Source organism: Paenibacillus sp. MAH-35 (assembly GCF_058135425.1).
In genome coordinates, this window is sequence record NZ_JBYUPU010000020.1 from 93,173 (window position 1) to 117,888 (window position 24,716).

The 24,716-nt window shown below is 45.5% G+C and carries 19 protein-coding genes; 18 read left to right on the forward strand and 1 reads right to left on the reverse strand.

Going from position 1 to position 24,716, the window contains the following annotated elements; all coding sequences use genetic code 11:
• Positions 1 to 125 precede the first annotated feature (125 nt).
• The 11 genes from AC3Y2E_RS20605 (at position 126) to AC3Y2E_RS20655 (ending at position 11,071) form a co-directional block, all read left to right on the forward strand.
• Positions 126 to 752, forward strand: a complete 627-nt coding sequence (locus tag AC3Y2E_RS20605; RefSeq protein WP_379213651.1) for a helix-turn-helix domain-containing protein — start codon at positions 126 to 128, stop codon at positions 750 to 752.
• Positions 742 to 1,185, forward strand: coding sequence for a toxin-antitoxin system TumE family protein (locus AC3Y2E_RS20610; protein WP_379213653.1), 444 nt, complete (start codon positions 742 to 744; stop codon positions 1,183 to 1,185). The genes AC3Y2E_RS20605 and AC3Y2E_RS20610 overlap by 11 nt, the downstream gene beginning before the upstream one ends.
• Positions 1,186 to 1,710: 525 nt before the next feature.
• The gene (locus AC3Y2E_RS20615; RefSeq protein WP_379213655.1) at positions 1,711 to 3,213 is read left to right on the forward strand and encodes a TROVE domain-containing protein; all 1,503 of its coding nucleotides are present in this window, start codon (positions 1,711 to 1,713) and stop codon (positions 3,211 to 3,213) included.
• Between the two features lie 60 nt (positions 3,214 to 3,273).
• Complete coding sequence (locus AC3Y2E_RS20620; RefSeq protein WP_379213657.1) at positions 3,274 to 4,500, forward strand: RtcB family protein; 1,227 nt, start codon at positions 3,274 to 3,276, stop codon at positions 4,498 to 4,500.
• A 226-nt stretch (positions 4,501 to 4,726) separates the two neighbouring features.
• Entirely contained in the window at positions 4,727 to 5,281 is a 555-nt protein-coding gene (locus tag AC3Y2E_RS20625) for a sigma-70 family RNA polymerase sigma factor (RefSeq protein WP_379213659.1), read from the forward strand.
• Entirely contained in the window at positions 5,274 to 6,332 is a 1,059-nt protein-coding gene (locus tag AC3Y2E_RS20630) for a DUF4179 domain-containing protein (protein ID WP_379213661.1), read from the forward strand. Before AC3Y2E_RS20625 ends, AC3Y2E_RS20630 begins: the two co-directional genes overlap by 8 nt.
• A 299-nt stretch (positions 6,333 to 6,631) precedes the next feature.
• Complete coding sequence (locus AC3Y2E_RS20635; RefSeq protein ID WP_379213663.1) at positions 6,632 to 7,177, forward strand: RNA polymerase sigma factor; 546 nt, start codon at positions 6,632 to 6,634, stop codon at positions 7,175 to 7,177.
• Complete coding sequence (locus tag AC3Y2E_RS20640) at positions 7,164 to 7,889, forward strand: hypothetical protein (RefSeq protein WP_379213665.1); 726 nt, start codon at positions 7,164 to 7,166, stop codon at positions 7,887 to 7,889. Before AC3Y2E_RS20635 ends, AC3Y2E_RS20640 begins: the two co-directional genes overlap by 14 nt.
• Positions 7,890 to 8,044: 155 nt before the next feature.
• Positions 8,045 to 9,970, forward strand: a complete 1,926-nt coding sequence (locus AC3Y2E_RS20645) for a 3'-5' exonuclease (protein ID WP_379213667.1) — start codon at positions 8,045 to 8,047, stop codon at positions 9,968 to 9,970.
• Complete coding sequence (locus AC3Y2E_RS20650) at positions 9,970 to 10,686, forward strand: restriction endonuclease (protein ID WP_379213669.1); 717 nt, start codon at positions 9,970 to 9,972, stop codon at positions 10,684 to 10,686. The genes AC3Y2E_RS20645 and AC3Y2E_RS20650 overlap by 1 nt, the downstream gene beginning before the upstream one ends.
• A 4-nt stretch (positions 10,687 to 10,690) precedes the next feature.
• On the forward strand, positions 10,691 to 11,071 hold the full coding sequence (locus AC3Y2E_RS20655) for a hypothetical protein (RefSeq protein ID WP_379213671.1): 381 nt from the start codon (positions 10,691 to 10,693) through the stop codon (positions 11,069 to 11,071).
• Between the two features lie 296 nt (positions 11,072 to 11,367).
• On the opposite strand, the gene AC3Y2E_RS20660 is transcribed toward AC3Y2E_RS20655, so the two are convergent.
• A complete protein-coding gene (locus AC3Y2E_RS20660) occupies positions 11,368 to 12,627 on the reverse strand; it encodes a chymotrypsin family serine protease (protein ID WP_379213673.1) in 1,260 nt (419 codons plus the stop codon).
• Positions 12,628 to 13,080: 453 nt separating this feature from the next.
• Here AC3Y2E_RS20660 and AC3Y2E_RS20665 point away from each other — a divergent pair, with 453 nt between their 5' ends.
• From AC3Y2E_RS20665 to AC3Y2E_RS20695, 7 genes are all read left to right on the forward strand, one after another.
• Entirely contained in the window at positions 13,081 to 15,273 is a 2,193-nt protein-coding gene (locus tag AC3Y2E_RS20665) for an MrcB family domain-containing protein (RefSeq protein WP_379213696.1), read from the forward strand.
• Positions 15,239 to 17,548: a DUF2357 domain-containing protein gene (locus AC3Y2E_RS20670; protein ID WP_379213675.1), complete on the forward strand. Its 2,310-nt coding sequence runs from the start codon at positions 15,239 to 15,241 to the stop codon at positions 17,546 to 17,548. The genes AC3Y2E_RS20665 and AC3Y2E_RS20670 overlap by 35 nt, the downstream gene beginning before the upstream one ends.
• Before the next feature lie 149 nt (positions 17,549 to 17,697).
• The gene (locus AC3Y2E_RS20675; protein WP_379213677.1) at positions 17,698 to 18,597 is read left to right on the forward strand and encodes a hypothetical protein; all 900 of its coding nucleotides are present in this window, start codon (positions 17,698 to 17,700) and stop codon (positions 18,595 to 18,597) included.
• The gene (locus tag AC3Y2E_RS20680) at positions 18,590 to 22,105 is read left to right on the forward strand and encodes a DEAD/DEAH box helicase (RefSeq protein WP_379213679.1); all 3,516 of its coding nucleotides are present in this window, start codon (positions 18,590 to 18,592) and stop codon (positions 22,103 to 22,105) included. Before AC3Y2E_RS20675 ends, AC3Y2E_RS20680 begins: the two co-directional genes overlap by 8 nt.
• A gap of 255 nt (positions 22,106 to 22,360) precedes the next feature.
• Positions 22,361 to 22,561 (forward strand): group II intron maturase-specific domain-containing protein, encoded by a 201-nt coding sequence (locus AC3Y2E_RS20685; protein WP_379213681.1) that lies wholly within the window; start codon positions 22,361 to 22,363, stop codon positions 22,559 to 22,561.
• Positions 22,562 to 22,945: 384 nt separating this feature from the next.
• A complete protein-coding gene (locus AC3Y2E_RS20690; protein WP_379213683.1) occupies positions 22,946 to 24,415 on the forward strand; it encodes a type I restriction-modification system subunit M in 1,470 nt (489 codons plus the stop codon).
• A partial coding sequence (locus AC3Y2E_RS20695; protein ID WP_379213685.1) for a restriction endonuclease subunit S occupies positions 24,408 to 24,716 on the forward strand: 309 nt, incomplete at its 3' end. The genes AC3Y2E_RS20690 and AC3Y2E_RS20695, both read left to right, overlap by 8 nt.

Here is a 24,716-nt window from a genome sequence, read left to right on the forward strand (position 1 = left end):
CAAAGTTAACGAATACATTCGTGTTTTCCGGAGAAACTTGAGCATAGAATGAGTTTAAGTTTAGGTTTAACTTAGGTTGAGGTTTCGGTTTAAGTTAGGTACAATGGAGGCGAGAGGTGATGTTCATGTCCACACAACAAGAGCGCCAATTAGTCGTTGACAAGAGCGAGCTAATACTCGAACAAACCATTAAGCAAACCGATCCTGAATACTATCGCGCCTTTAGCAATATGCTTCAAGATTATATTAGGCTGACTAACCCTCGCCAAAACATAGAACATCAAAAGGAACTTTGCGACTTGATTGGTGTAATGGCGGAAGTGGTAAATCGGGCTCAACCCACAAAGTCATATACTACAGGTGAATTGGCGCGGGTCTTTGGCGTTTCGGTGCAAGCCGTCAATAAGTGGATAGATGAGGGCCGCTTTCTTGGTTATTCGCGGGCGGGAAGGAATCGGCATAATCGAATTCCGGAGACGATTTCCTTTGCAATGAGAACCGGAGAGGTGATTCCGATCCGTGAGGTCGTACTTATGTACGAGCGTCAGCAACAAGAGCACCATGCAGCAGAGATGAGTGCGGATGAGCACCGGGAAGCGGTTCTTAATGAAATCTCCAGATTCATGAGGAAATACGGCGGTACTTACGAAATGACGCTGGGTTTAAAGGCGGAGCGGACGACTCAAGAAGACCGCGATGCGTCGATTTGGCTAGCACTGCTTGATGAGTTGAGGGAACTGAATGAAGCGTAAAAATGACGAGCTTCACGGTACGAACTTTGAATTGTTGAAACGTGCTTTCCCTGATCTTATTGATTCGATTGAAGACGGATTCTTCGGTGAGGAACCTAGCAAGGGACCGTTGGTAAGGAAAACTATCAAGTTCGTAGACGGTTCCTACATGACGGTGTTTGAACTGATCGAATCGAGGACGGGCAGGAAGAAGAAGTACCAGTATGACTGGGAATATCAACGGGGTAATTTGTGGAAGTGGCACAACGAGCCGCATGAACAGAAACAGCACCAAACGGTCACGGAACCCGATCATATGCACCACAACCCCATCGGGATGTACAACGAGCGTCGATTCCCGAACTTCGGCCATCATGACTTGTATACCATCATGGAAACGATTCTTATCGTTAAGGAAATTGAGTCACACAAACAGGCGGGAAAGCCCAAGTAATTGTTGGGAGATTTCGTTAATAACCCCATCCTATCCACATAAGCGGCTGCCATCAGGCAGTCGCTTTCTGCTCTCATCGATAGGAAAAATGTTCCCGTCGTAATACTTCCACCATGTTCGCGGGGCCCCGAATAAGCGATGATGGTACCGAAGGCCAACGCCAACCGGCGAAAGCCGAAACGGAATCTTCGAGGCGCATGGAAGGGATACTTCGCCTGTTAAGCGACGTGCCGTTGGTTCGAATCCAACTTCCGCCGAAAGACGGAATAGCTCAGGGGTAGAGCAGTTATGTACCTTTCCGACCTTTTCCTCGAGGATTCCTCTACTCAATCAATCAACGAAGCGAGGAGCCGGAAAGGGTTCCTTCGACTTTTCCAGCAAATGAATAACCGGCGAGGCGCAGGGATGGGTTCCTTCGAGCTAATCGACCAAAGGAATACCCGGAGCAATACGGCAGGTTCGACTCCTGCAGCAAACCTATTCCGCCTTTTCCTCGCTGGTGTTCGTTAAGGAGGTTTATGAAACATGAGTATCGCGAAAAAGCTTTTTGGTTCCCAAGGAGCGAAGGCGTTCAACAAAGACAACTATCCGGCCTATACGCGCTCTGCCGAGGAACAATATGTGCAGACGCTTCTGACAAATACGATGAGCAATACGTTTTATGCGAGTCAACACGAGCTGATGAACGAAGCGGCCCAACTCCATCATGAGATGGCGGCCACCCGGCCGGACTTTATGGCGAAGGCGATCGTGTTTGCCCGGGGAGAAGGCTTGATGAGGCTGCAGCCGCTGTTTGGGCTGGCGATTCTATCGATCTACCGTCCGGATCTGTTCGCGTTAATCTTCCTGCAGGTCGTACGGATTCCTTCCGATCTGTCGGATTTCCTGACGATCCTGAAAGGACTGGGGCGCGGGGAGGGAGGGCGTGCCGTCAAACGGCAGGTGAACCGTTTCCTGTCCGGGGTGTCCGAATATTGGGCCGTCAAATACAACGGGCGCGGGCGCGGCTACAGTCTGGGCGATGCGATCGCTACGGCGCACCCGAAGCCGGAGGATCTCAAGCAGCAAGCGCTGTTCCGCTATTTGCGGGGACAGGAGGCGAATCTGGCTTTGCTGCCGCAGGTGGAAGCTTTGGAGCAGCTGAAGGCGGCGCAGACCGAGGAGGAGCGAATCGCCTGCATCGAGCGCGGCAAGCTTCCGTACGAGACCGTCACCGGGGCTATCAAACCGTCGAAGGCGGTCTGGGAAGCGCTGCTGTATCAGATGCCGACGTTTGCGCTGCTTCGTCATATGAACGCTTTGCAGAGGGCCGGTGTACTGGAGGAGAAGCGGAACCTGGAGTACGTCGTGAACCGGATGACCGACCAGCAGGCGCTGCGCAAGGCCAAAATCTTGCCGTTCCGTCTGGCGGCGGCATTCCGTGAAGTGGAGCATCCGGAGCTTCGCGACGCTTTGCGGGAAGCGGTGGAGCTTACGTTCGACAACCTGCCCGAGCTCGGGGAGCGTACGGCGATCTTCCTCGATATTTCCGGCTCGATGAACGGCTCGTATTTGGAGACCGGTGCCGTCTTTGCGCTGGCGTTGTATAAGAAGACACAAGGAAGCTCGCTGTTCTGGCTGTTCGATACGAACGTCTACGATGCGAAACCTTCCCGTCACGACAGCATCCTCACCCAAGCGGAGCGAATCCGCGCCGTCGGAGGAACCGATACGGGGGCCCCGGTACGCAAGCTGATCGAGGAACGGAAAGTCGTGGACCAGATCATTATCATCACCGACGAGCAGCAAAACAGCGGCAGCCCGTTCTACGAGCAGCTGAAGCGATACTGTTCAAAGGTGAACCGCGAAACGAAGGCGTTTATCGTCGATCTGGCTCCTTACCGGCATGCGATGGTTCCCGATCAAGATCCGAGGTCCTTCTACATCTACGGTTGGAGCGACACTGTACTTAGCTATATCGCCCAGTCGGTGCAAGGATATCGCTCGATGACGGAGCGGGTAGCCGGAATGGACTTGAACGCTTTATAATAGGAAAAAAATCCGGCCATAGACGCGCTGTCTGTGGCTGCTTACTGGAGTTGAACGAGAGTGGCTTATCAAACGATACAAGGCGTGCGCGTCTGGGGGAAGCCCGACGAAGGCGCGCTGGCGCAAGCAATCACATGCGCGGAGAACGGCAGCGTCGTCCAAACGCTGCTGATGGCCGACCATCACAAAGGATACAGCCAGCCGATCGGTGGCGTCGTCGTGTATGACGGGCAAATCTCCCCATCTGGCGTAGGCTACGATATCGCATGCGGGAACAAGGCGGTACGGACGAATTTGCAGGCGGACGATGTGCTGCCGAGACTCCCGGCGATCATGGACGAAATCGCGCGGAGAATCTCGTTCGGAGTGGGCCGTGTGAATAACCAGAAGGTCGATCATGATCTGTTTGACGATCCGGACTGGGACGTCTACAAGACGATCGGCACCCAGGAGCATGATAAACTGAAAGCACTGGCCCGCGACCAGCTCGGCACCGTCGGCAGCGGCAACCATTTCGTCGATCTGTTCGTAGAAGCGGAGACGTGCCGGGTGTGGATCGGCAACCATTTCGGGAGCCGCGGCTTCGGGCACAAGACGGCCAGTGGCTTCATGAACCTGCAGGCGAACCGGGCTTTCCTGGCGAACGCCCCAGGCGAGAAGATGGAGCAGCCTCCCATCCTGTTCGATCTGAGCAGCGAGCTCGGCGACATGTATTACCGCGCCATGAAGCTCGCCGGCCGTTACGCCTATGCCGGACGCGATTACGTGATCCAGCAAATCTTATCCATCCTGGGAGCGGAAGCGGACCTCGAAGTGCACAACCACCACAACTATGCATGGAAAGAGACACACGACGGCAAAGAGGTCATCGTTGTCCGAAAAGGAGCGACCCCGTCCGCGCCGGGCCAGATCGGTTTTATCGGGGGCAGCATGGGCGACATCTCCGTCATCGTAAGAGGCAAAGATACCGCGGAGAACCGCGAAGCGTACTACAGCACCGTCCACGGAGCCGGACGCATCATGAGCCGCACCCAAGCCGCCGGCAAAATGAACTGGAAAACGCGCACGCGGAGCGGGGGGCAAATTTCCTCCAGGCAGATGCAGGATGCCGTCCAAAGCTTCGGCGTCGAGCTCCGCGGCGCCGGAACGGACGAGAGCCCGTTCGTTTATCGGAAGTTGCAGGAAGTGCTGGATGCGCACTCGGAGACGGTGGAGGTACTGCATGTTTTGAAACCGATCGGGGTTTGTATGGCGGGGGCGGATGAGTTTGATCCTTATAAGGATTAGTTTCGGAGAAATAAGATTGAATAAATAAGGTTAGAAATTCAGCCCAACTCCGTCGTGTTATGTGAGTTGGCTTTTGTTTTGTTAGAACATGTCCGGGATGCTGCTGCATTTCGCTCGAGGTTTCAAGGTTCTGGTAGTACCTGAATAGCAATCGATCTCGAAAATATTAGTTCCCATATGACCCCTTTTGACGTGCTTTAAGCGTATTAGATAGGGAGGTGAGGGGATGTTCCATTCCAAACTGGCCATAGATGCAAAAATGAAATCCGCAGAGCGCGGAGGAGATGCCTTGATCGAGCAGTTAATATCGGAGTATCAAAGTGAGCTGCTTCACTTGGCTATGTCTTATTTAAATGATTACCAGCTTGCGCAAGACTGTGTTCAGGAGATATTTATGACGGCGTATCATAAAGTCGATCCCGATAAGGATCAGCCTGCTCTGCGCAAATGGCTCAAAGTATGTACAGTTAACCGCTGCAAAAGCATGCTCAGGTCTGCCTTTTGGCGAAGAATCGTGCTTTGGGAGCACGATCGGATGAAATCCGTATTGGCAGCAACAAAGGATGAGTATTCCAAACTGGATGACACCGGAGTTTTTGACAAGGTGATGCGGCTGCCTGTTAAGTACCGCGAGATGATTGTGCTTCACTACTATCAGGATATGACACTGCAGGACATTTCCGCTGTGTTGAAAATAAGCCATGAAGCCGTTAAATCGCGTCTCCGCCGGGCTAAGGAACAGTTGAAGGTCATGCTGGAAGGAGAGGATGGTCATGAGTAACCAGCTTGATGAGCTTTTGAAACAAAGTGCCCGTAGCTTGAAACAACACAGGCTCGTATTGGAGGAAAAGCCGCGAACCCTAGCACCTGTAGGGAGACGTTACCCAAAACGGATGGTCATGACTTGCATGTTGCTGTTCATTTGCTTCGCAACGTTGATGCTCCCTTTATCATCCAAAGTATTGGCTTATGTAGTCAATCTGTTGCGAATTGAGGGGTTTCAGCAGGTTGTGGAAAAGGGCTTAAGCACCTCTGTGGGACAAGAGTCGCTTCAACAAGGCATCACACTCAGTGTGGAAAACATATATGCGGATCAAGGCGAACTTGTTTTCGATATGGTGCAGTCGTTTACAAAAGATGCGGTTTCTAGATCCATGTTGAACACGAACGACGTTCAATTGTTTATCGATGGAAAAAAGCTGGCCTTTCACTCCGGAGGTGAATTTCAGGATCTCCAGGATGGCCGGTACGGGGGCATTATTTATTATCACAGTAACTATGGATATGAGGAGGGACTGGGTGGCCTGCTGCCTGAGCAATTTCGGTTAACGATTAAGGTAAGTCGGATTGGAGACATCCAAGGAAATTGGTCCCTCGAGCTGCCGGTGTCCCGTGAACTTTCGGATCAGGCGACCCGAACCTTTGAACCTGGGATCTCTCATGAGGTAAACGGGATTATCATCAACGTAGCACGAGTTGTGATGACACCGCTCAGTACGACGATCGACTACGAAATGACCGTGCCCGAGAATTACTCGTTTACTGACCCGTCTGCTATCAGCAGTATTCAAGTGCAGAATGACAAGGGTTATATTATGGGGATGGGCTTTGTTGGCGGCGAAGGCGAAGCGGTTGAAGGTGATCGAAGGAAATACCGGTTTACAGACGAACATTTACGCACGCCAAAGGAAACGCCGGAGGAACTCGTTATAATTCCTCAGCGCAGAGTAATTGAAAGACAGGGTGAATCGGTTACTTATTTCCGTGGAGAAGCGCTTGAACCCTACGTGTTTCGTGTTCCTTTATTAAGCGGTGCAGAAAAGACGAGGTGAAGACAACGCACCTGGGTTTTTATTTGGCCGAAAAGAGTACTCTTTACTCATATACTAACTACAGAAAAGGAATTTTCAATTTAGCCGCGGTATATACTCCGATGGCCTTTTTTCTTTTTGTGCGTTCCGATGAAACTCAATCCCTCATAAAAGAAGAGCCACCAGCCAATTTCCAATTCAAAAGAAAAGAGTAAAATTACAGCGACCTGTGAGAGCCCAAAATCCGAAACAGATGTAGTTTTTTTTCTTTTTGGGAACCTTCTTTAGTTAGCGCAGTCTATTTATTAAGAGGTGAAAAAATGAATGAGGATTATTTGAGCCATGTCTCCAAAATTGATCATTCCATTATTAGTGATATCACGAAAAAATATTGGAATGATGTATGGAACTATGCCTTCCTAATTACCAAGGACTACGATCAGTCAAATGATATTGCTCAGGATGTTTTTGTAAAAGCTTTTAAATCGATCGATTCTTATAGAGGTGAAGGATCTGTAAAAACATGGCTTTTAGTTATCGCTCGTAACACAGCGTATTCATACTTAAGATCTGCTTTTTTCCGAAAAGTAACCGTATTCGCCGTCGTTCACTCAAACGCGAGTGTGGCATCAGCCGAGAAAGAGTTCTTTGAAAAGAACTTCATAAATGAAATTTGGAAAGCCGTTATGGACCTTCCGAGACATTATCGAGAAGTTATTGTTCTAGATGCACAGTTGGAAATGTCGATTGATGAAATATCAAAATTCTTGAGTGTTTCGCAGGGTACGGTTAAGTCACGTATTCACCGTGCACGCAAAATGTTGACCAAAAAGTTAAAGGAGGAGGTCGGATATGTTAGAAAATAAACCACTTTGGTACGACGATTTAAAAAATGGACCTTTAGTTAGCGTTTCTACGCCAACACAGGAGATAGTAAACGATATTGAAAGAAGAGTACACAGTACCAGCACTAGAAGTATTAGAATGAGGCTCATTTGGATTCCAGTTGCCTTCTGTCTAGTAATTGTCCTAATCACAGGAGTAGGATTAGGTAATAAGGGTAACTTATGGACGACTGATATGGGTAAAAAATCGACCACATATTCACCAGCAGTTGACGAAAGAGTGTTTGACGGGGCAGGGAATTTAATCACTATGGACAAGAAATGGCTCCTGCCAAGATACACATTCGATGCCTACCAGGCGTTTTCCAAAACCAAGAAAGATGAGATGCTTATGGGAATAGAGCCCCTAGATATTTTTCGCATATACATGTATGCCTCAGAAAAGGGTGATTATGAAACGGTATACGCATTATTTATCCAAGGGAATAGTTACGGAACTCCCTCCCGTGAAGAATATCTTTCAGGTGCAACCAAAGACCCCGTAATACAAGAGCAATCAAAAAACCAATGGGCAACTTGGAAAAAAAGTTATCGGTTACAAGAAGAAGTCAAGGGAACCCAAGTAACAATTCGAATGATTTCTCCCGATCCATTAAACAGGAATGGTAGTAGTTTACGTATGATTAAGAACGAGAAAGGTATCTGGAAAGTCGCTTGGCCTGCAATGCAATAAAAGAAGAATTAAGGTGTTTAGACTAGCTTTAAAGTTTATAAGGCTAGTCTTTTTGTTTTGCATAATCTATCGAAATTTGTCAAATTCCTATGTCTAACGGAAGGGATTGGAAGTATAATGAGGATGTAGGAAAATAGAACCAGGAGAGATGGACTATGGCTTATATGGTGCCGGAAAGCATCCCGCGCCTGGCGACAACCGGGGAGCGGCTGCTGTTCCACACGCTACGGGATCATTTGCCGGACGACTACGTTGTTTACTACGAGCCGGAAATTCACGGACGCAGACCCGATTTTGTTGTGATAGGCCCGTATTTGGGGCTGGTTGTGCTGGAAGTCAAGGATTATACGCGCAATACGCTTCATGCGCTGAACAAAGACGAATGGGTCCTTCATACGGCGGCGGGTCAATTGGAAACGGTAAAAAATCCGTATAAACAGGCGCGCGATAATGTCCGCAGGATCGCGGATCAATTAAAGAAGGACAAGCAGCTGATTTTACATGACGGTCCCTATCAAGGGAATCTGAAATTTCCGTACGGATTCGGCACCGTATTTACGCGATTAAAGCAGGAAGATTTCGTACGTCATAATTTATATCATATTATCGAGCCGCAGTTTGTGCTTTGCAGGGATGAAATCGATCCTGAAGACGATAGTTTTACCGCTGATATTTTGTTGGAGAAGATTCACGGCATGTTTACCGTATGGAGCCAGCGGAAGTATGTGCTCTCCGATCAGGATATTAGTGCGATCCGCTTTCATCTGTTCCCTGAAGTTCGAATTAGTGCGGAATTCCGGGCACCGGTACTCGTTCAGGATCAGTTGCTCCTCTCGATGCACAATATCAAGACAATGGATCTTCATCAAGAGAACTTGGCTAAGCAATTGGGAGATAAGCACCGTCTCATACGCGGAGTAGCGGGCAGCGGGAAAACTTTGGTTCTGGCCAGTCGTGCCAAGATGCTGGCGCGATCCCACCCGGAGTGGAGCATACTCGTCCTTTGTTACGGTATACCGTTGTCGAGAAGTTTGAAGCAGATGATTATTCGGATGATGGAAGAGCCGGAAGATTTATTTGATCTTATTCAAGATACGGAACAAGTGAATGAGTGCCCCACTGGCAACGTGGAGATTTATAACTTCCATGAGTGGCTGCGCCATTCGATTGGCATGAAGGACCAGGACATCCCGGCTTTACTTGATAAGCTGGAGGCCAAGGAAGCGATCGTGCCTCGTTATGATGCGATATTAATAGACGAAGGTCAGGATTTCGAGCCGGAGTGGCTTAAGCTGCTCAGTTATTGCCTGAATCCGGATACGCAGTCGCTCCTGCTCGTAGAAGACCGTGCTCAATCGATTTTCAAGCGAAAAGCCAGTCTCATGCAAGATACCGGGCTCGACTTCCGCGGACGATCCAAGATTATGAGCATCAACTACCGGAATACGGCCCAGATTGTTCAATTTGCCTGGGACTTCTACCGGAAGCATTCCGAGTTGCAAGATAAAGTAAAGCAAGGCTCGTTCGAAGGAATTGATATTATTCCGCCTCAAAGCACGAAAAGAAAAGGGCCGCATCCCGTTATTCGAAGATGTTCGGGCCTGGAGGAAGAAATGGCTTTCGTTGCTGAGCAGATTTTTCGGCTTCAAGCGGAGCATCGCATTCCACTGTCCGAAATTGCCGTTTTATACCGTGTGAAAAGCCGGTTCGATACCTCGTACATAGACATTATTCGCAAAGGACTTGAAAGCCGGCAGTTACCTTATACCTGGGTAACCGAAAACTTTGAAACCAAACGAAGCTTCGACCGCAGTGACGAGTCTATCAAAATCTCTACGATCGATAGTGCGAAAGGACTCGATTTCCGCGCCGTCTTCCTAGTAAATATCGAGAGCATGCCTCATCCGCTCGAAGAAATGGAAGAACGTGAAGTGTCGCTGTTCTACATCGGGATGACGAGGGCGCTGGAGTGGCTGATTTTATCGTACAGCGGTGATTCCAAATATACGCGTTATTTGGACGAAGTAAACGAAACAAAGAACAGTAAGTCAGCGGAATTCAAACGATCGGGGGGAGCTTAATGGCAAGAACGTACCAAGCGGAGGGGAAGCAAGTCGCTTATTTTTTCAGAGGGATTTTTATTTTGTCGGGACTCTCTCTCTTCTTCTTCACAGAGCTGAAACAGATCTGGTGGCTCTTCTTTGTTATCTTATTTGGCAGTGTCATCGTGGCGGAAATATTGGGAACGATGTGGGTCCGTAAAAGAAGAAACGACAAAAAGGGGCAAAAAGGCAGCGCTCCAGCCAAAACGACGAGAGCGACAGTGCAAAAAGCGCCAAAGGAAAGCACAGGCAAGCCAAAGATAATGACAGAGCAAGAGCTGCTAGAGGCCGATGTGCGGACATTATCAGGAACGGACTTTGAGAAGCTGATGGAGTTGTACTATCGGGAGCAAGGGTATCAGGTTGAGCGCATCGGCGGTTCAGGTGACCATGAGGTGGATTTGGTCCTGAAAGGGAAGGAAGGCTACAAGATAGCTGTCCAGTGCAAACGATGGAAGCAGGATGTCGGCAATGACATCGTCCTCCGGCTGAAAGCGGGTAAGCAGGTGCATGGATGCTACGACGCCTGGATCGTAACCACAAGCAACTTTACAAAGGCGGCCCGTGAGGCGGCGGAACGCCTTAATATAAAGCTGATTAATGGTTTGATCTTGGAAGACAAGCTGAAGAAATGGAAGAAGGAACGAGTTGGTAAGGTGCGGGCACGGTCAAGTACGTCAAGGTCGGGAGGATAATTGAATGGCACGGAGACAAAAGCAGTCTATCTCTATGTTCCTAGTAAGTGCACTTGGGCTAATGGCAGGAATAAAGGCGTTTCTATGGGTGCTGGAAACCCAGTATTTTAAATTAAAAGTTGATGTTCCTTACCTTAATGTGGCTATAGTGACCGCTATCGTGCTGTTAGCGGTTCGGATAACTTGGGTTCTTTGGAGAGCGAAAGCGAAGAAGAAAGTGCTGCAGGAGGAAGCAGCGACGATTGAGGAGATTACTACGTCTCAGGCTGATACATATCATTGCGCCCGATGCGGCAAGGGGGTCAGTGAGAAGGTGCGGAATTATTGTCTGGGGCGGCCGGAACAGTTTCAGAATCGGGTTTATTGTTATGAACATCAACGATGAAAGAATCAAACGATTTCGAATAAGCTCTATATATAATAAGAAGAATAAGCCATGCGAGTTGATGCTACTGACGAAATGATAGAAATCGGTGGGCTGAAAAAGATAAATTTAATTGATGGAATTATATACAAGAGGAATATAGCGTATGTTAAAAGATTACCGCTGGAGTGATTTCCAGCGGTTTTTTCTTCTCAAGTAAGATGTACATTCCCCAGTCGTCTACTGGAATTAATATATACCCAGGCAGAAACTTCTGCTTCTAGCATTTTCTATCAAAGGGATGCAGATGTTAGTATTTAGTAGTTAGGATCGACAAAAACTCCATTTAACCCCAATCCATTATATACATTGGCAAATTTGCTGAAAGAAGCGCCAACAATTTGACCATTGTTGTTGTCTCTCACCGTGCCCGTATGAATTCCTTCAATTACCGCATAGTTTTTTCCATCCTTATTAATAATTCGATACCAAAGTCCTCCACTATCTCCTTCAACATTGCCAACGTGGCTAGTCAAGACCAGATCTGTTTCTTCGCCTGGAATAGAGATACTGCTATTCTGAATAGTGCTAGAGCCTAAACTTGTTCCACCTCCACTTCTAGCATGTAGATAGACGGTAGTACCTTGGGCTTGTCCTGAACCGTTCCAATCGAATGTACCTATTGTTAATGTGTTGCCACTCAGATAAGGGCTGGTAAGTGCAGAACTATTTAATGCAATAAAACCTGCATCATAGTTGAAACCGAAACCAAATGTTGCATTGCTCATCGTACCAATAGACCCAGTTTGATCTGACAAATCGTAGTATGTATTGTTGCCACAGTGACCAGCGGTAACAGTTACTTTGCTATTATTACTTGTTGAAGCATTAAAACCTACGCTGCAGGTTAAAGGTTCCGACCCCTCGGTGAAGTTAATTTCCTCACCTGGATACAAATACGCAGTTTCTTTGACATATTTAAATTCACCGACTTCCCAATGAATTAGACTCTCATCAACACTCTCTATAATTTTTTCTTTATTTTTTTCAAGTTCATTTGCTGAAATATATACTTTAACTTTATTAAGCTTGGTATCCGTTGCTAATAATACAATTCCCATGTCAGTCATCGTATACAGTTTGTTATGTGCATCATTTAGCTGTTTTTCAGTGTGGCTTACAGTCTGAATTCTGACCTTATCAGCCCGTGAACTGCTCTCTTTGAGTTTCTTCTCTATTTCTGGATTATGGTCAGTTAGTAAAATGACGTTATTACCTGAATCATCGGTGTAAATTCCCCCATAGATCTCCGGGAAAAGATTATTTACTGTTTTTTTGAGGTTTTCTCGGTCATCAATTATTTTCATCTCCTCAATAATTTGCAATTGATCATATTTTTGTTCAATGGCATTGTTATCTGGAACAGTCTGTTCAGAAGGAATTGCCCGATATTCTTTACCTTCGTGTATGAAAACTTGACTAACTTTATCACTAGCTGCATGAGCATTAAAAAGTGGAACCATGATTAGCGTAGCAACTGCAAGGGTAGTAAGAATTGATTTACTTTTCTTTTTCAAACAGAACACACCTTTCTTTTGGGAAAATTTATATTACATAAATAATGTAAATTGACTAATGTTCCTCCATTTTCACGAATTTCCTCCTCTAATTAATGAACCAAATGTGTCCGTCACTTTTTTAGCTTCTCACCCCCAATCCGATATTCAAATATTAATAAAATTTCCCATAATATTCAATAAGTCTTAGATACTATTCCAAATATTAGTATAATGAACTTGAAATCTATCCATTCGACGTTTTTTTGATACTGAATTGAAAGAACCTAGTCATCTGGAATAAGCAGGAATTGAATGAGTATCGGCACGTTACATACAGAAAAATTGACGAACTCCGGGAAACCGAGTTCGTTTTGTTTACCAATCCTCCTTCCAAAGAAGGAATCCATTGGTAAACGTCGAACCATGTAGGAGTACGTCGAAAGTCCCATCAAGACGAACAAGGTGATCGAAATGACGACTCTCCCTTCTTTATTAACGGGCATATTTGCCCATAAGCAGAAATCATATAAAATGGTCCTCACCCTCGCGATTCTCGACATCATGGAAGAGCTGAAGAAACAGGAAGTGCCCGTAAACTTAGTGCGGGCACGTTTCTTAAAGCTGCTGCAATCCAGAGAGTCGCAAGGGCAACCTGTCGATGCCCCGCCTGAAAGTATGGCCCAGCGCTGGAGCCAAGTTCAAGGCTTACAAATCAACGGGCTCCTCCAAACACCGATCAAAGCCTTGAAGGCCGTCCTCGTTCACGACACTGGCAAACAAACGCTGCGTTTCACCGATGAGCTTCGAGTGTTATGGTCAGAGTCGCTAGTCCAGCAACTGCGGGAGTATGCCAATCAGGAACTGGAATCCTACTATGAAAATCAGCAGCCGATCGCCACCACCCTCCGGGACCATCTAGCCAAAGTCATGTCGGATTATGTTGCCGCGAAGCGAGAGCCTTTTACCAGTCACCCGTTAGGCATCTTGGTTCGTAATACGATACCGCAGGAAATTCATAGACTTCCGTTTATCGACCAAAACCTTCGTATCCAAGGCTCGGTTGGAATGGGGAACTGGGCCACTGTACCTTGGGTAGCTATCATGGATCGGCGGATCACCGAGACTACCCAGCGAGGAGAGTACATTGTCTACCTATTCGCCCACGATATGAGTGCCGTGTATTTAACATTAGCTCAAGGGGTCACCGTACCTACCAAGGAAATGGGCAAGACCGAGGGCTACAAGTACCTCCGGCAAAAAGCAGAGCAAATCCAGAGCCTAGTCCCTCTGGAAGGGATGCATAAAGACCAAAACATTCAACTGACCACTTCCGGTCTCGGGCAAGACTATCAGGTCTCTACTGTAGCTTACTACCGTTACGACAAGGACAATCTGCCTAGCGAGGAGCAGCTTTTAGCCGATCTTCGTAATGTGATCGATAATTACCGCATGTACGTGGATATCCAGCTTTCAGGTGAACCAGTAGAGGAGCAGCCACAAGTGGAACCTTTATCCGTACCGGAGCAGCTTCAAGCGATCCAAGCGTTCATTAAGCGGATAGGCTTTATGTACCCGGATCAACTGATCGAGAACCTCTATCTGTCGCTGAAAACAAAACCGTTCGTCATCCTTGCCGGAGTATCCGGTACAGGGAAGACGAAGCTGGTCAAGCTATTTGCCGAAGCGCTAGGAGCGACTAGCTCCAACCAGCAATTTACGCTGATTCCGGTGCGACCGGATTGGAGCGATCCTTCTGATCTGCTCGGCTACAAGGATTTGTCCAATCAGTTCCGCCCTGGCAAGCTTACGGAGGTACTCGCTGAAGCGGCTCGGCCAGCCAATCGGAACAAACCGTATTTCATTTGCTTGGATGAGATGAACCTAGCCCGGGTCGAGCACTATTTCAGCGATCTGCTCAGTGTACTGGAAACACAGGAGTGGCAGGGAGAGCGCATCGTGACAGCACCGCTGATTCATCGTCAGTCCCTCACTAGTGAAGAAGACCAGCGAGAATACGGTGATCTGCATGTACCGGACAATGTGTATCTGATAGGCACAGTCAATATGGACGAGACCACGCATCCGTTCAGCAAGAAGGTGCTGGATCGGGCCAATACGATTGAATTTAACTATATTAACCTTGGGCAATACCCGGGGGACGAAGAAGAAGATTCCGCTCCTGCGATCACACCTGTTCCAAACTCCTTCTTGCGTTCCGAGTACTTACAGCTCGTAGATATGTATCGGGACAATCGGAAGCTGGTCGAAGAGACGACTGAGAAGCTGGTGAAGATCAATGGCATATTAGAGGATATTCATGCTCATGTAGGGTTTCGGATACGTGACGCGGTTTGCTTCTATATGCTGTACAATGAGCGCTTTCAGCTTCTAGAGCCGGATGCGGCGTTCGACCAGCAGTTGCTTCAGAAGATCCTGCCCCGAGTGCAAGGAAGCAGTACGGCGGTGAAGAAAGTATTGCTTCAACTGATGCAAGAGGCATTGGGTCGACGCTTAGCGGTCCAAGACCTGATGGACGATGCGTCCGAACTGTATACGTCCCGCTCTGCGATAGACGGTGCAAAATACCCGCAAAGTGCAAGGAAAATCGCCTTCATGCTACGGAGGTTAGATGAAGATGGCTTCACCTCATACTGGCTATCCTAACCAACAGACCGAGCTGCTTCGGGTGGAGACGAACCTCTTTAATTTGTATATCCAGGGTAAGCCGTTTCATCCGACGGTGGAGACGCTGCAGTTGCATAGACAGTCCGGCGAAGCATGGGCAGAGGCGCATTTTCAAGCTACGTCGCTGGGGACTTCTGTAGCGATCGAGTCCATCTCTATCTTCTCGCCGGAACGCCGGGAGTTGGTACCTTGGACAGTAGGTGGCCCGGCCCAGCCGATCTTTTACGAGACACAGTCCTATGAATTGGTGATTGAGAAAAAGCAAGAAATGCAGCTCATCTTCCACCATGACAACATGCACATAAGGAATGCCATTAAGCCGCTAGGCAAAATGATCCTGTCTGGCATCGTGAACTTCCAGAACGAAGTCGGCCATACGGAACTGGAGCTCCGATATAACGGGGAGGCTGCCTTTCGGCTACAGCTTGAAATCTTCCCGTCGAAGATGGACTATAAGCGGGATTACCAGATGATCTTGAACGATGTGAATGAGCAAATCTATAACTTGTCCTTTGATTTCATGCGCAAGACTTATCATTTAACAGGATTAAAGGACACCCAGCACCAAAGCTTGACTGAGTTTTTCACGATCCTCCAGCACGTGTTCAATCAATTGGTTCATGCCGTCGAGCGCATCCGGCAGTCGCCGCACTCCAAGCTGCAGGTGGAGAATCGACTCGTAGAAGCGGCAAAGGTTCGCAAAGCGGGGAAAGAGAACCTAACGTTTCTAGCAAAACGACCTCACCTTCTTGTTGAGGATTTGAAGAATGGCTTGATCCCGATGGGGGGACAGCGGTATACCCCAAATCACGTCCTGGAGACGAAACGACATGTCGATTACGACACGGCCGAGAACCGCTTCATCCGTTGGGTGTTGCTGCGCATCCAGCAGAAGCTAAAGGATCTGAAGTTTCGTTTAGCTCAGAAGGGAAGACAACAAGACCCGCAGCTTGAACGCAAAATGAACCTGATGCAGACCCACCTCCAACGGTTGCTGAAATACGATTTTCTGGCGGTTGGAGAGATGCGTCAAATGTCCATAACACTAGTGCTGCAAATGGCGGTCGGCTACCGCGAAGTGTATCGGTACTACCTCATGCTCATGAAAGGACTGTCGATCCAAAGCGATCTGTTCCGTTTGTCGATGAAGGATCTGGCGCTGCTTTACGAGTACTGGTGCTTCCTCAAAATTCATCACTTGCTTAGTAAAAATTATGAGCTGCTGAAGCAAGACATCATCCGCGTCAATCGGAACGGCTTATTCGTTACTCTGGATCGAACGCAGAAAGCCAAGATGGTGTACCGGAATCCGACGAATGGTGAGATCTTCACCCTGTTCTACAACTCGCTACCTCATGGGGACAAGACACCGACGCTTCCTCAGAAGCCGGATAACGTCTTAACGCTGAAGAAAAACAACGCTTCGGTCGAATACAAATACATTTTCGATGCCAAATATCGTTTGAACCCAGCCTATGAAGGCACGCCCTACCGTAGAGACTATAAGATGCCAGGGCCGGAGGAAGACGATATTAACACGATGCATCGTTACCGGGACGCGATCGTTTACTTGGACGAAAAGGAGAAGGAATTGGAACGAAGCATGTTCGGAGCTTACGTGCTGTTCCCCTACCATGATGAGGAGCGATTCCAGGAGCATCGCTTCTATCGAAGCATTGAACAAATTAACGTGGGAGCGTTCCCCTTCCTACCGAACTCGACGAGCTTGATGGAGAAGTTTCTGGACGAAATCATCCTCGACAGTCCAGAGAAAGCCTACGAGCGCTCGACCCGCCCACGTGGAACGAAGGATTATTACAAGAACAAGCTTTCTGGTAAAAATGTACTGATCGGGGCGCTCAGTCAGCCAGAGCAGCTAGCTGCTGCACTGGAGCATAAGTTTTATCACACTCCGCTGAAGAATATTAGGGATCATAAAGTTTTAACTCAGATTGAGTATGTGGCACTTTATCAGTCGATCCAGTTATTTGGCCGGGATGATGCGGGTATTCGTGTGTATGGCAAGGTAGCGGACTGGAAGGTCGTGCAGCGCAAAGAGATTACGCGGATCCCATCGGGGCTCGGAGCTTCGGATGAATTATACGTGGTGTTTACCGTGGAGGAGTGGGAGAAGCGGGCTAGGCCGATCTTGCCCGGTGGCATGGGAGTTCAGCGGGTTATGTATGCGGCTAAGTATGTTTTTGATCGGGCTGGTGAGGTTGGGGAGTTGCGGTTGGAGGAGGCAACATCGTAGATATGTTCCCAAATACGGTGCATGTGGAGTCGGTTGCATTATTGGTTAGGAATGAAACAGATAGCCGAAAGCCTTGATATAAGCGTTATCTTCCTAAAAATACCAATAAAAATGTTATGGGGATTAATTATTGGGGGGGGAATATGAGCATGTCAAATACACAAATGACAATACCAATGAAACTAGAACAAGATGTAGAAAATGCAGTGAATTATCTAGTAAATGTACTACTCGTTAAAACTTATGAATCAGAAACCCACGATGCTCTTGTTGTCAGTGGTTGGAACAATGATAACGACACTAGAAGAGCAGTTGCAGTATATTTAGTTGGACTTTGTGAAAGCGCGATTGATTCTGGATTAAATATTCGGGCTGCTTTAACAGATGATGGTGCCGAGGGAGCTTTCGATATTTATGCTGGAGTGTGTGGGATAGTGAAAGAAAGTAATAGCGAACTAACTAATGATCAAAAAGAAGATGAAAGAAATCCGTGGATCGCAGAAGGATTATGGCATTTATGCATGCTGGCTGCAAGTCGGAAACAAGATATTCACCCTTTGGGAAATATTATTTCTGTTGGTCCTGCTCATGTGAGAGCAAAAGATCATGGCCTAGACGGCCTTGCAATATATAAAGCAAGTGAGGATACGCTTGGCTTGACTATTATTGAATCTAAAGCCTATAAACTAGATCCAAATAGGGCAATTAATAAAGCTGTTAAATTTTTCAGGGAAATAGATGAACATAAGCATTCAGCAAGAATTAAACATAGTGTATCTATGATGAGAATTGCACTAAGTAGTGATTTACAAGAATTAGTATCGGGAAGTTTTTGGAAATCTGTTAGAACGTACGTTCCGAACCCTCACTATGATATTTCTGAAAATATTGATTGGACCAATAAGAGGCCCTCGTTTGAAAACTTGAAAACCCTCTCGAAAAAAAACATATTAGTTATGCCACATATAATTGATAATTTCGACAACTTTTTTGATGAGATTTCAGATAACATGCGTGATTATGCAAGGGGGTTTGCAATAAATGTATGATGATTATGCAAAACAAATAATCGAAATGCTTCCACCTATCCCTGAACTTGATAGAGATGAGTGTAGGCGGGTCCTTTCTAGAGCTTATTTTCATATATTAAAGTCCAATATAGACGCTACCAATGATGAATCAAGTAATCATGACATGCTATTCATTAGAGATTATCTCAGAAGGTTAGCTGATACTTTAGAAAGTGTAGCGATTTTTGATAGCCTAAATGGGTTAGATATTCCGCGTGATATCCAGAATGCTTGCGCGTTTGTTGCTGCTGAGGCACTAGCCCTATTAAACGAAATACCATCAGACGATAAATATGTTGAAGATAAAGTTTTAGAGGAAGAAGAGGAGAATCCAAGGCTAGACGATCAACTTTTTACAGATTCAAATTATATAATGATTGAAGCTGCACTGTTGTATATGATTGGTGGTTACGATATTAATTCTGTAGCCCTTGCAAAAAGAATTTCAATAAGTTTTGATATTAATTTTGAAGGTTATCAGCAGATAAAATATTTATATTCAGGGAAGATTCTCAATTTAATAAAGTTACTAACTTTAGGAAACCTGAGATATGAAGAGGAAGTGGACATTACAATACCGCCCTTACCTCCTTATAACAAAGAAATGTTGGTTGGTAATATAACAGAGATGTACGTTGAACTTAGAATTCAGTTTTATCAAAAGTTGGAAATTGCAGTTATCTCGTATATGGAGTGGCTCAGAGGTACTGACGATGGTGGGTTGCAACAATCAAAACAAATTCTCAATAGAATTAGAGATGCTTCAATACTGAAGAACAAAGAAAATAGTATAGGGTTTACTAAGCTTTCTGATATTTACCATTTGAGTAGCTTACTACTTACAATGATTGATCGTACATGCGAACGTTCCGTTGTCCATGTGACCCCAGAACCAGATGGAGCAAGTACATCATACTTAGATAGTTTCAAAAGATATTTACGTAACCGTGCAGGTGGTACAGAACTGTTGAAAGGGCGTCCTTTCTTATGGCCTTCATCGATGGAATATATCAAAGACTGTCTTCCAGGTCCATACAGGGATTCAGTAGTTTCAATGCCTACAGGAAGTGGAAAAAGCTTTGTTGCAGAGTTAGCTATTAGTCATTCTCTATGCAGGGGCTGGGTTTTATACATTGCGCCAACGAATGCCTTAGCTTATCAAATAAGGAGGGACCTTTCGTCTTCACTTAGCAGTTTTGAGGATGTGAGGATAAGGGCATTTGTTGGTGGAGCAGAGTACACCACTTTAGAAGAAACAAAGCTTGAAGAAGAAAACTTTGTAGTGGTAATGACACCAGAAAAATGTGCACTTGCACTAAGATTATATCCAGAAATGTTTGCAAGTTGTTCTTTATGTATATTCGATGAATGCCATTTGTTAAATGATTCCAATAGGGGGGTAACTTCAGATATTATTTTGGCACAATTATTTAATAGCTCAAAGAATATACGTTTCCTACTAATGTCAGCGATGGTTAGTAACCCTAAGGATCTAGCTGAGTGGTTAGAAAAATCAAATGGAGGTTCAGCAATTGCTAAACCAATAAATTGGCGTCCATCGAGGACGATGAGAGGTCTTTTACTTGTAGATAGAGACAAGTTAATACCTAACGCTAAAGAGGCAAAACAGACACTTAGTACTCTCCCAAAACGACGTGTGAAACTAAATTTTAAAACACCGCTAGCACTAGTTGTAGGCTTATCAGGACCGTGGACTCTTGATGGGGCTGATGATTATAGAGTGTCCTCAATACCAGTGGATTTTAATGCGACGGTAATAAGAACGAATGTAGGACCAGAATTCGAAAGTTGGAAAAATACTTCTTCCAGATTATTATCTGAGCTTTTAGCAAAAAAGGGAATTCCAACAATAAATTTTATTTTGACAAGTCGGCATCATGCTTTTAGCAGTGCAAATAAAGTGACAACTGCGATAATTACTATTGATAAAGAAGAGTTACCAACCATTGTTAAAGCATGGTTAGGAATAGCAGATTATGAATTAGGTGTTGAGTCAGTTCTGAGGGATCTCTTATGCCGCGGTATCTCAGTACATACTAGTTCCATGTTGCACTTAGAACAATCAGCTTCAGAGTGGATGTATGTCAACCAACACTCAAAAATTATGTTTGCAACGGGCACGTTAGCACAAGGATTAAATTTGCCTGCCATTGCTGTAGTAATTGCTGGGACTTCGATGGGTGATCCAAGAGAAAGTGATAATATTGAAGGGGTAACCCGTGTTAATGCTTTAATAGCTAACGCTTTTGGTAGAGCAAGTCGTCCAGGATTCTCTAACCAAGGAGTTGCAATTCTTGTTTCTGATGATCCTTATAGTGCAAACATTTCCAATATAGATCCTTCTATAGCATTAAAAAGGTATAGGGTGCTTGGTGAACCAGATGCATTAGTTGAGGTTCGAAGTCCTATAGAAAAATTCTTAGATAATTATTTAGCTAGTGACGATATTATTTTAACTTCGACCCCAATTGAATTGAGCTTAACATCATTATTAGCTGAATTTGAGGAGTCGGATAATCATGCTGGACATATATTGAGCCGTACATTCGCAGCATATAAATCTAGAATAGATTTTAATTCTCAAAATATTGAGAAGATTCGAAGCAAAATTACAAAAATAAAGGAAGAGTTTTTAGAACAACCAGATGTTCCAGAATGGATCAATAAAGCAGCGATGAAATCAGGGGCTGATTTTTATTATGCTTGGAAAGTCTGGAATGCATATCAAAAACGTGGGATTATTACTGTAGAAATTGCAGCACAAATGAATGTTGTTGATTGGCTTTCGGTCTTTTTTGAAACTATGTCGTATTTACCACCTAAATATATTACTCGTTTCTTACCGGGTGATGAACTTGCGACTGAAACAATTCTTACTAAGATGCGCGATGTAATAAAGCCTTATGTAGAGATAGATTCTTCAGACTGGGAGATTCCTGAAAACTGGAGTTCTCTATGGCAAAAGTTAAAAAAGTTAGTTCTACTTTTTATGGAAGGAGCCAGTTATGCGGTGATTGCGCGGGTATTATTATCAATACCGCCTGAAACGTCAATTAATAATGGTCGAAGTAGTGGAGCTAGTCCGATACCAGCTGTTTTTAAATTTATTAAAGAAGTTATCGAACCTCTAGCAATTGATGCTGGATGTTTTCTAGCAATCAATGAGTTAGGGGTTTTCCACGAAGATAAAGTACCAGAGACACTTGAGGCGTTGCCGTTATGTATAAGGAATGGGTGCGATAGTTTAGATGTTCTTTCGTGGTACAGGAACGTTATAAGACAGCGTATTTGTGCTCACGCAATGAATAAGGTGTTTCAATCAGGTCTAGAATTTGATAATAATTCTGAAAGGGATTTTTGGGTAAAATCTAAACGACGTGAATGGCTATTAGATGAAAGTGATATTCAAGAAGATGAACTGCTAAAGTTCACAAAGGCCGTAATTAGAAATGGAATTGAAATTTGAAATTCATTATTGTATAAGATACGATCTGGGAGAAGAAGTTCGCGGAAACCGGAACACTGGAGCGTTATGCGGATGATCTTGTGATCCATTGCAAAACCAAAGAACAAGCGCTTCAGGCAATTGATGTCCTTTTGGGGTATTCGGAAAGCAAAACTAGAATTCAAGATGAACAAGGAAAAGTCCAAGCTGGTCAACCCATGGGGAGATGAGAAGCGCTTCGACTTTCTAGGAATGCACCACAGGAAAATACCGAAGATGGTGAAAGGGAACAAAGTGGTCTCGCTCCTTCGCAGCTATCCTTCGAGGAGGGCGATGAAGAGCATGAGGCAGAAAGTGAAGGAAGTAACGGAGCCACGCAGTCGACAATTCTGGACGATGAACCGGATGGTAGAGGTACTGAATCCGAAGATTCAAGGGTGGAAGAACTACTATGGATTGGACTCCTTTGCGGGATAAGTTCCTAAACTAAATCGACTGGTATATCCGTAAACGCCTCACGTTGTTCTGGAACAAGAAGCGCAATTGTCGCAACAAGCACAGTAAGTCCCGTCAAGCTGCCATAGCGGCCCAATTTGCAGGACTGAAGAAACTTGCCAGTTAATGAAAATACCATAACGCCGAAGGAAGAAGAACATTGGAAAGCCGTATGAGGGAAAACTTCACGTACGGTTTGATGAGGAGGGGCTGGGAACCCAGCCCTTTACTCTACTTATTTATAGATCGGCATTCCCAAATATGGGAACAGAAGGTGATATTCTATTGAAGAAAGGTATTTTCGGGAGAAATGTCGAATAAGCCTAAAGAACTATTATGATGAAGTTATAGATAGGAGTTAGAATAATGCTAACAGGAGAAATTCGAAACAAAATTGATAAAATATGGTCAGATATATGGGCTGGTGGTATCACCAACCCATTAACCGTTATAGAACAATTAACCTACTTGATGTTTATTCGTTCCCTTGATGAGAAGGAATTGGAAAACGAGAGCTTCGAGGCATTAAGCGGTGAAGTGATGCCGAAGATCTTCCCACAGGATGAAGATGGACAGGCCATGCGTTGGAGTAAATTTAAAACAAAAGATTCCCGAATTATCTATGATATTGTTGGCACGAAGGTATTTCCGTTTATTAAAGAAATGAATGGAGCTAATAGGACTGCCTTTTCGCGTTATATGCAGGATGCGATGTTCTTAGTCCCAACTCCGCAAGTTTTGCAGAAGATGATTACAGGCCTTGATGAGCTGTATGAACACGATATTAAAGACTTGGATATGCAGGGCGACCTGTACGAGTATATGCTGGGTAAGCTGGCTTCTGCAGGACAAAACGGCCAGTTTAGAACACCAAAGCATATTCGCGATATGATGGTTCGTCTTATTGCCCCAACCCCAGATGATAAGATTTGCGACCCGGCTTGCGGTACGGCGGGATTTCTTGTATCTTCTGCTGAATATATCAGAGAAAACTATGAAGCTGAGATGACAAGTGAACAGTGGGAGCATTTTTCTGGGGAGATGTTCTCAGGGTTCGATACGGATCGAACGATGCTTCGGCTTTCCGCTATGAATCTAATGCTCCACTCGATTACGCAACCTAATATTGATTATGTGGACAGTGTATCAAAGCAGAATAATACTTCCTCCGCTTATGATATTGTACTTGCCAATCCACCATTTACAGGTACAGTTGATGCCGAGAGTATTCACGAAAACCTTAAGACCGTCTGCGATACCAAAAAGACTGAGCTTTTGTTTGTGGCGCTCTTCTTGCGGATTCTGCGTAAAGGCGGGCGATGTGCTTGTATCGTACCAGACGGGGTTTTGTTTGGTTCTACCAAGGCGCACAAATCCCTGCGTAAAGAACTGGTAGAGAACCATCAGCTTAAGGCGGTTATTTCCATGCCTAGCGGTGTTTTCAAACCTTACGCGGGTGTGAGTACAGCTATTCTATTGTTTACTAAAACAGGTGCAGGCGGTACGGAGAAAGTATGGTTTTACGATATGAAAGCCGATGGCTTTTCCTTGGACGATAAACGTACTGTTGTTGAAGCCAATGACATTCCTGACATTCTTGCTCGCTTCCACAACCTTGAAGGTGAAGCTGACCGCAAGCCAACCGAGCCAAGCTTCATGGTGGACAAGGCTGCCATTGAAGCAAATGATTACGATTTATCTATAAATCGATATAAAGAAGTTGTCTATGACAAGGTAGAATATGATGCTCCTACGGTGATCATGACTCGCCTTGATGAGTTAAACCTTGATATTGCTTCCAAAATGGAGGAATTGAGGGGGCTTCTTGGTGAGTAAGTGGGAAATGGTAAAGTTGGTAGATATATGCAATTTGAACATGGGACAGTCACCTGAATCTTCTAGTTATAATCAAGATGGAGATGGTATTCCTTTCTATCAAGGCAATGCTGATTTTGGCGAACTAACACCTGAAACAAGATACTATTGCAATAAGCCTACTAAAATAGCTAAAAAAAATGATATTTTACTTTCTGTTAGGGCACCTATTGGAGCCATAAATATTGCAACAGAAACTTGCTGTATAGGGCGTGGACTCGCTGCTCTAACAGCAAAAGAAGATCTCACAGATACGAAATAT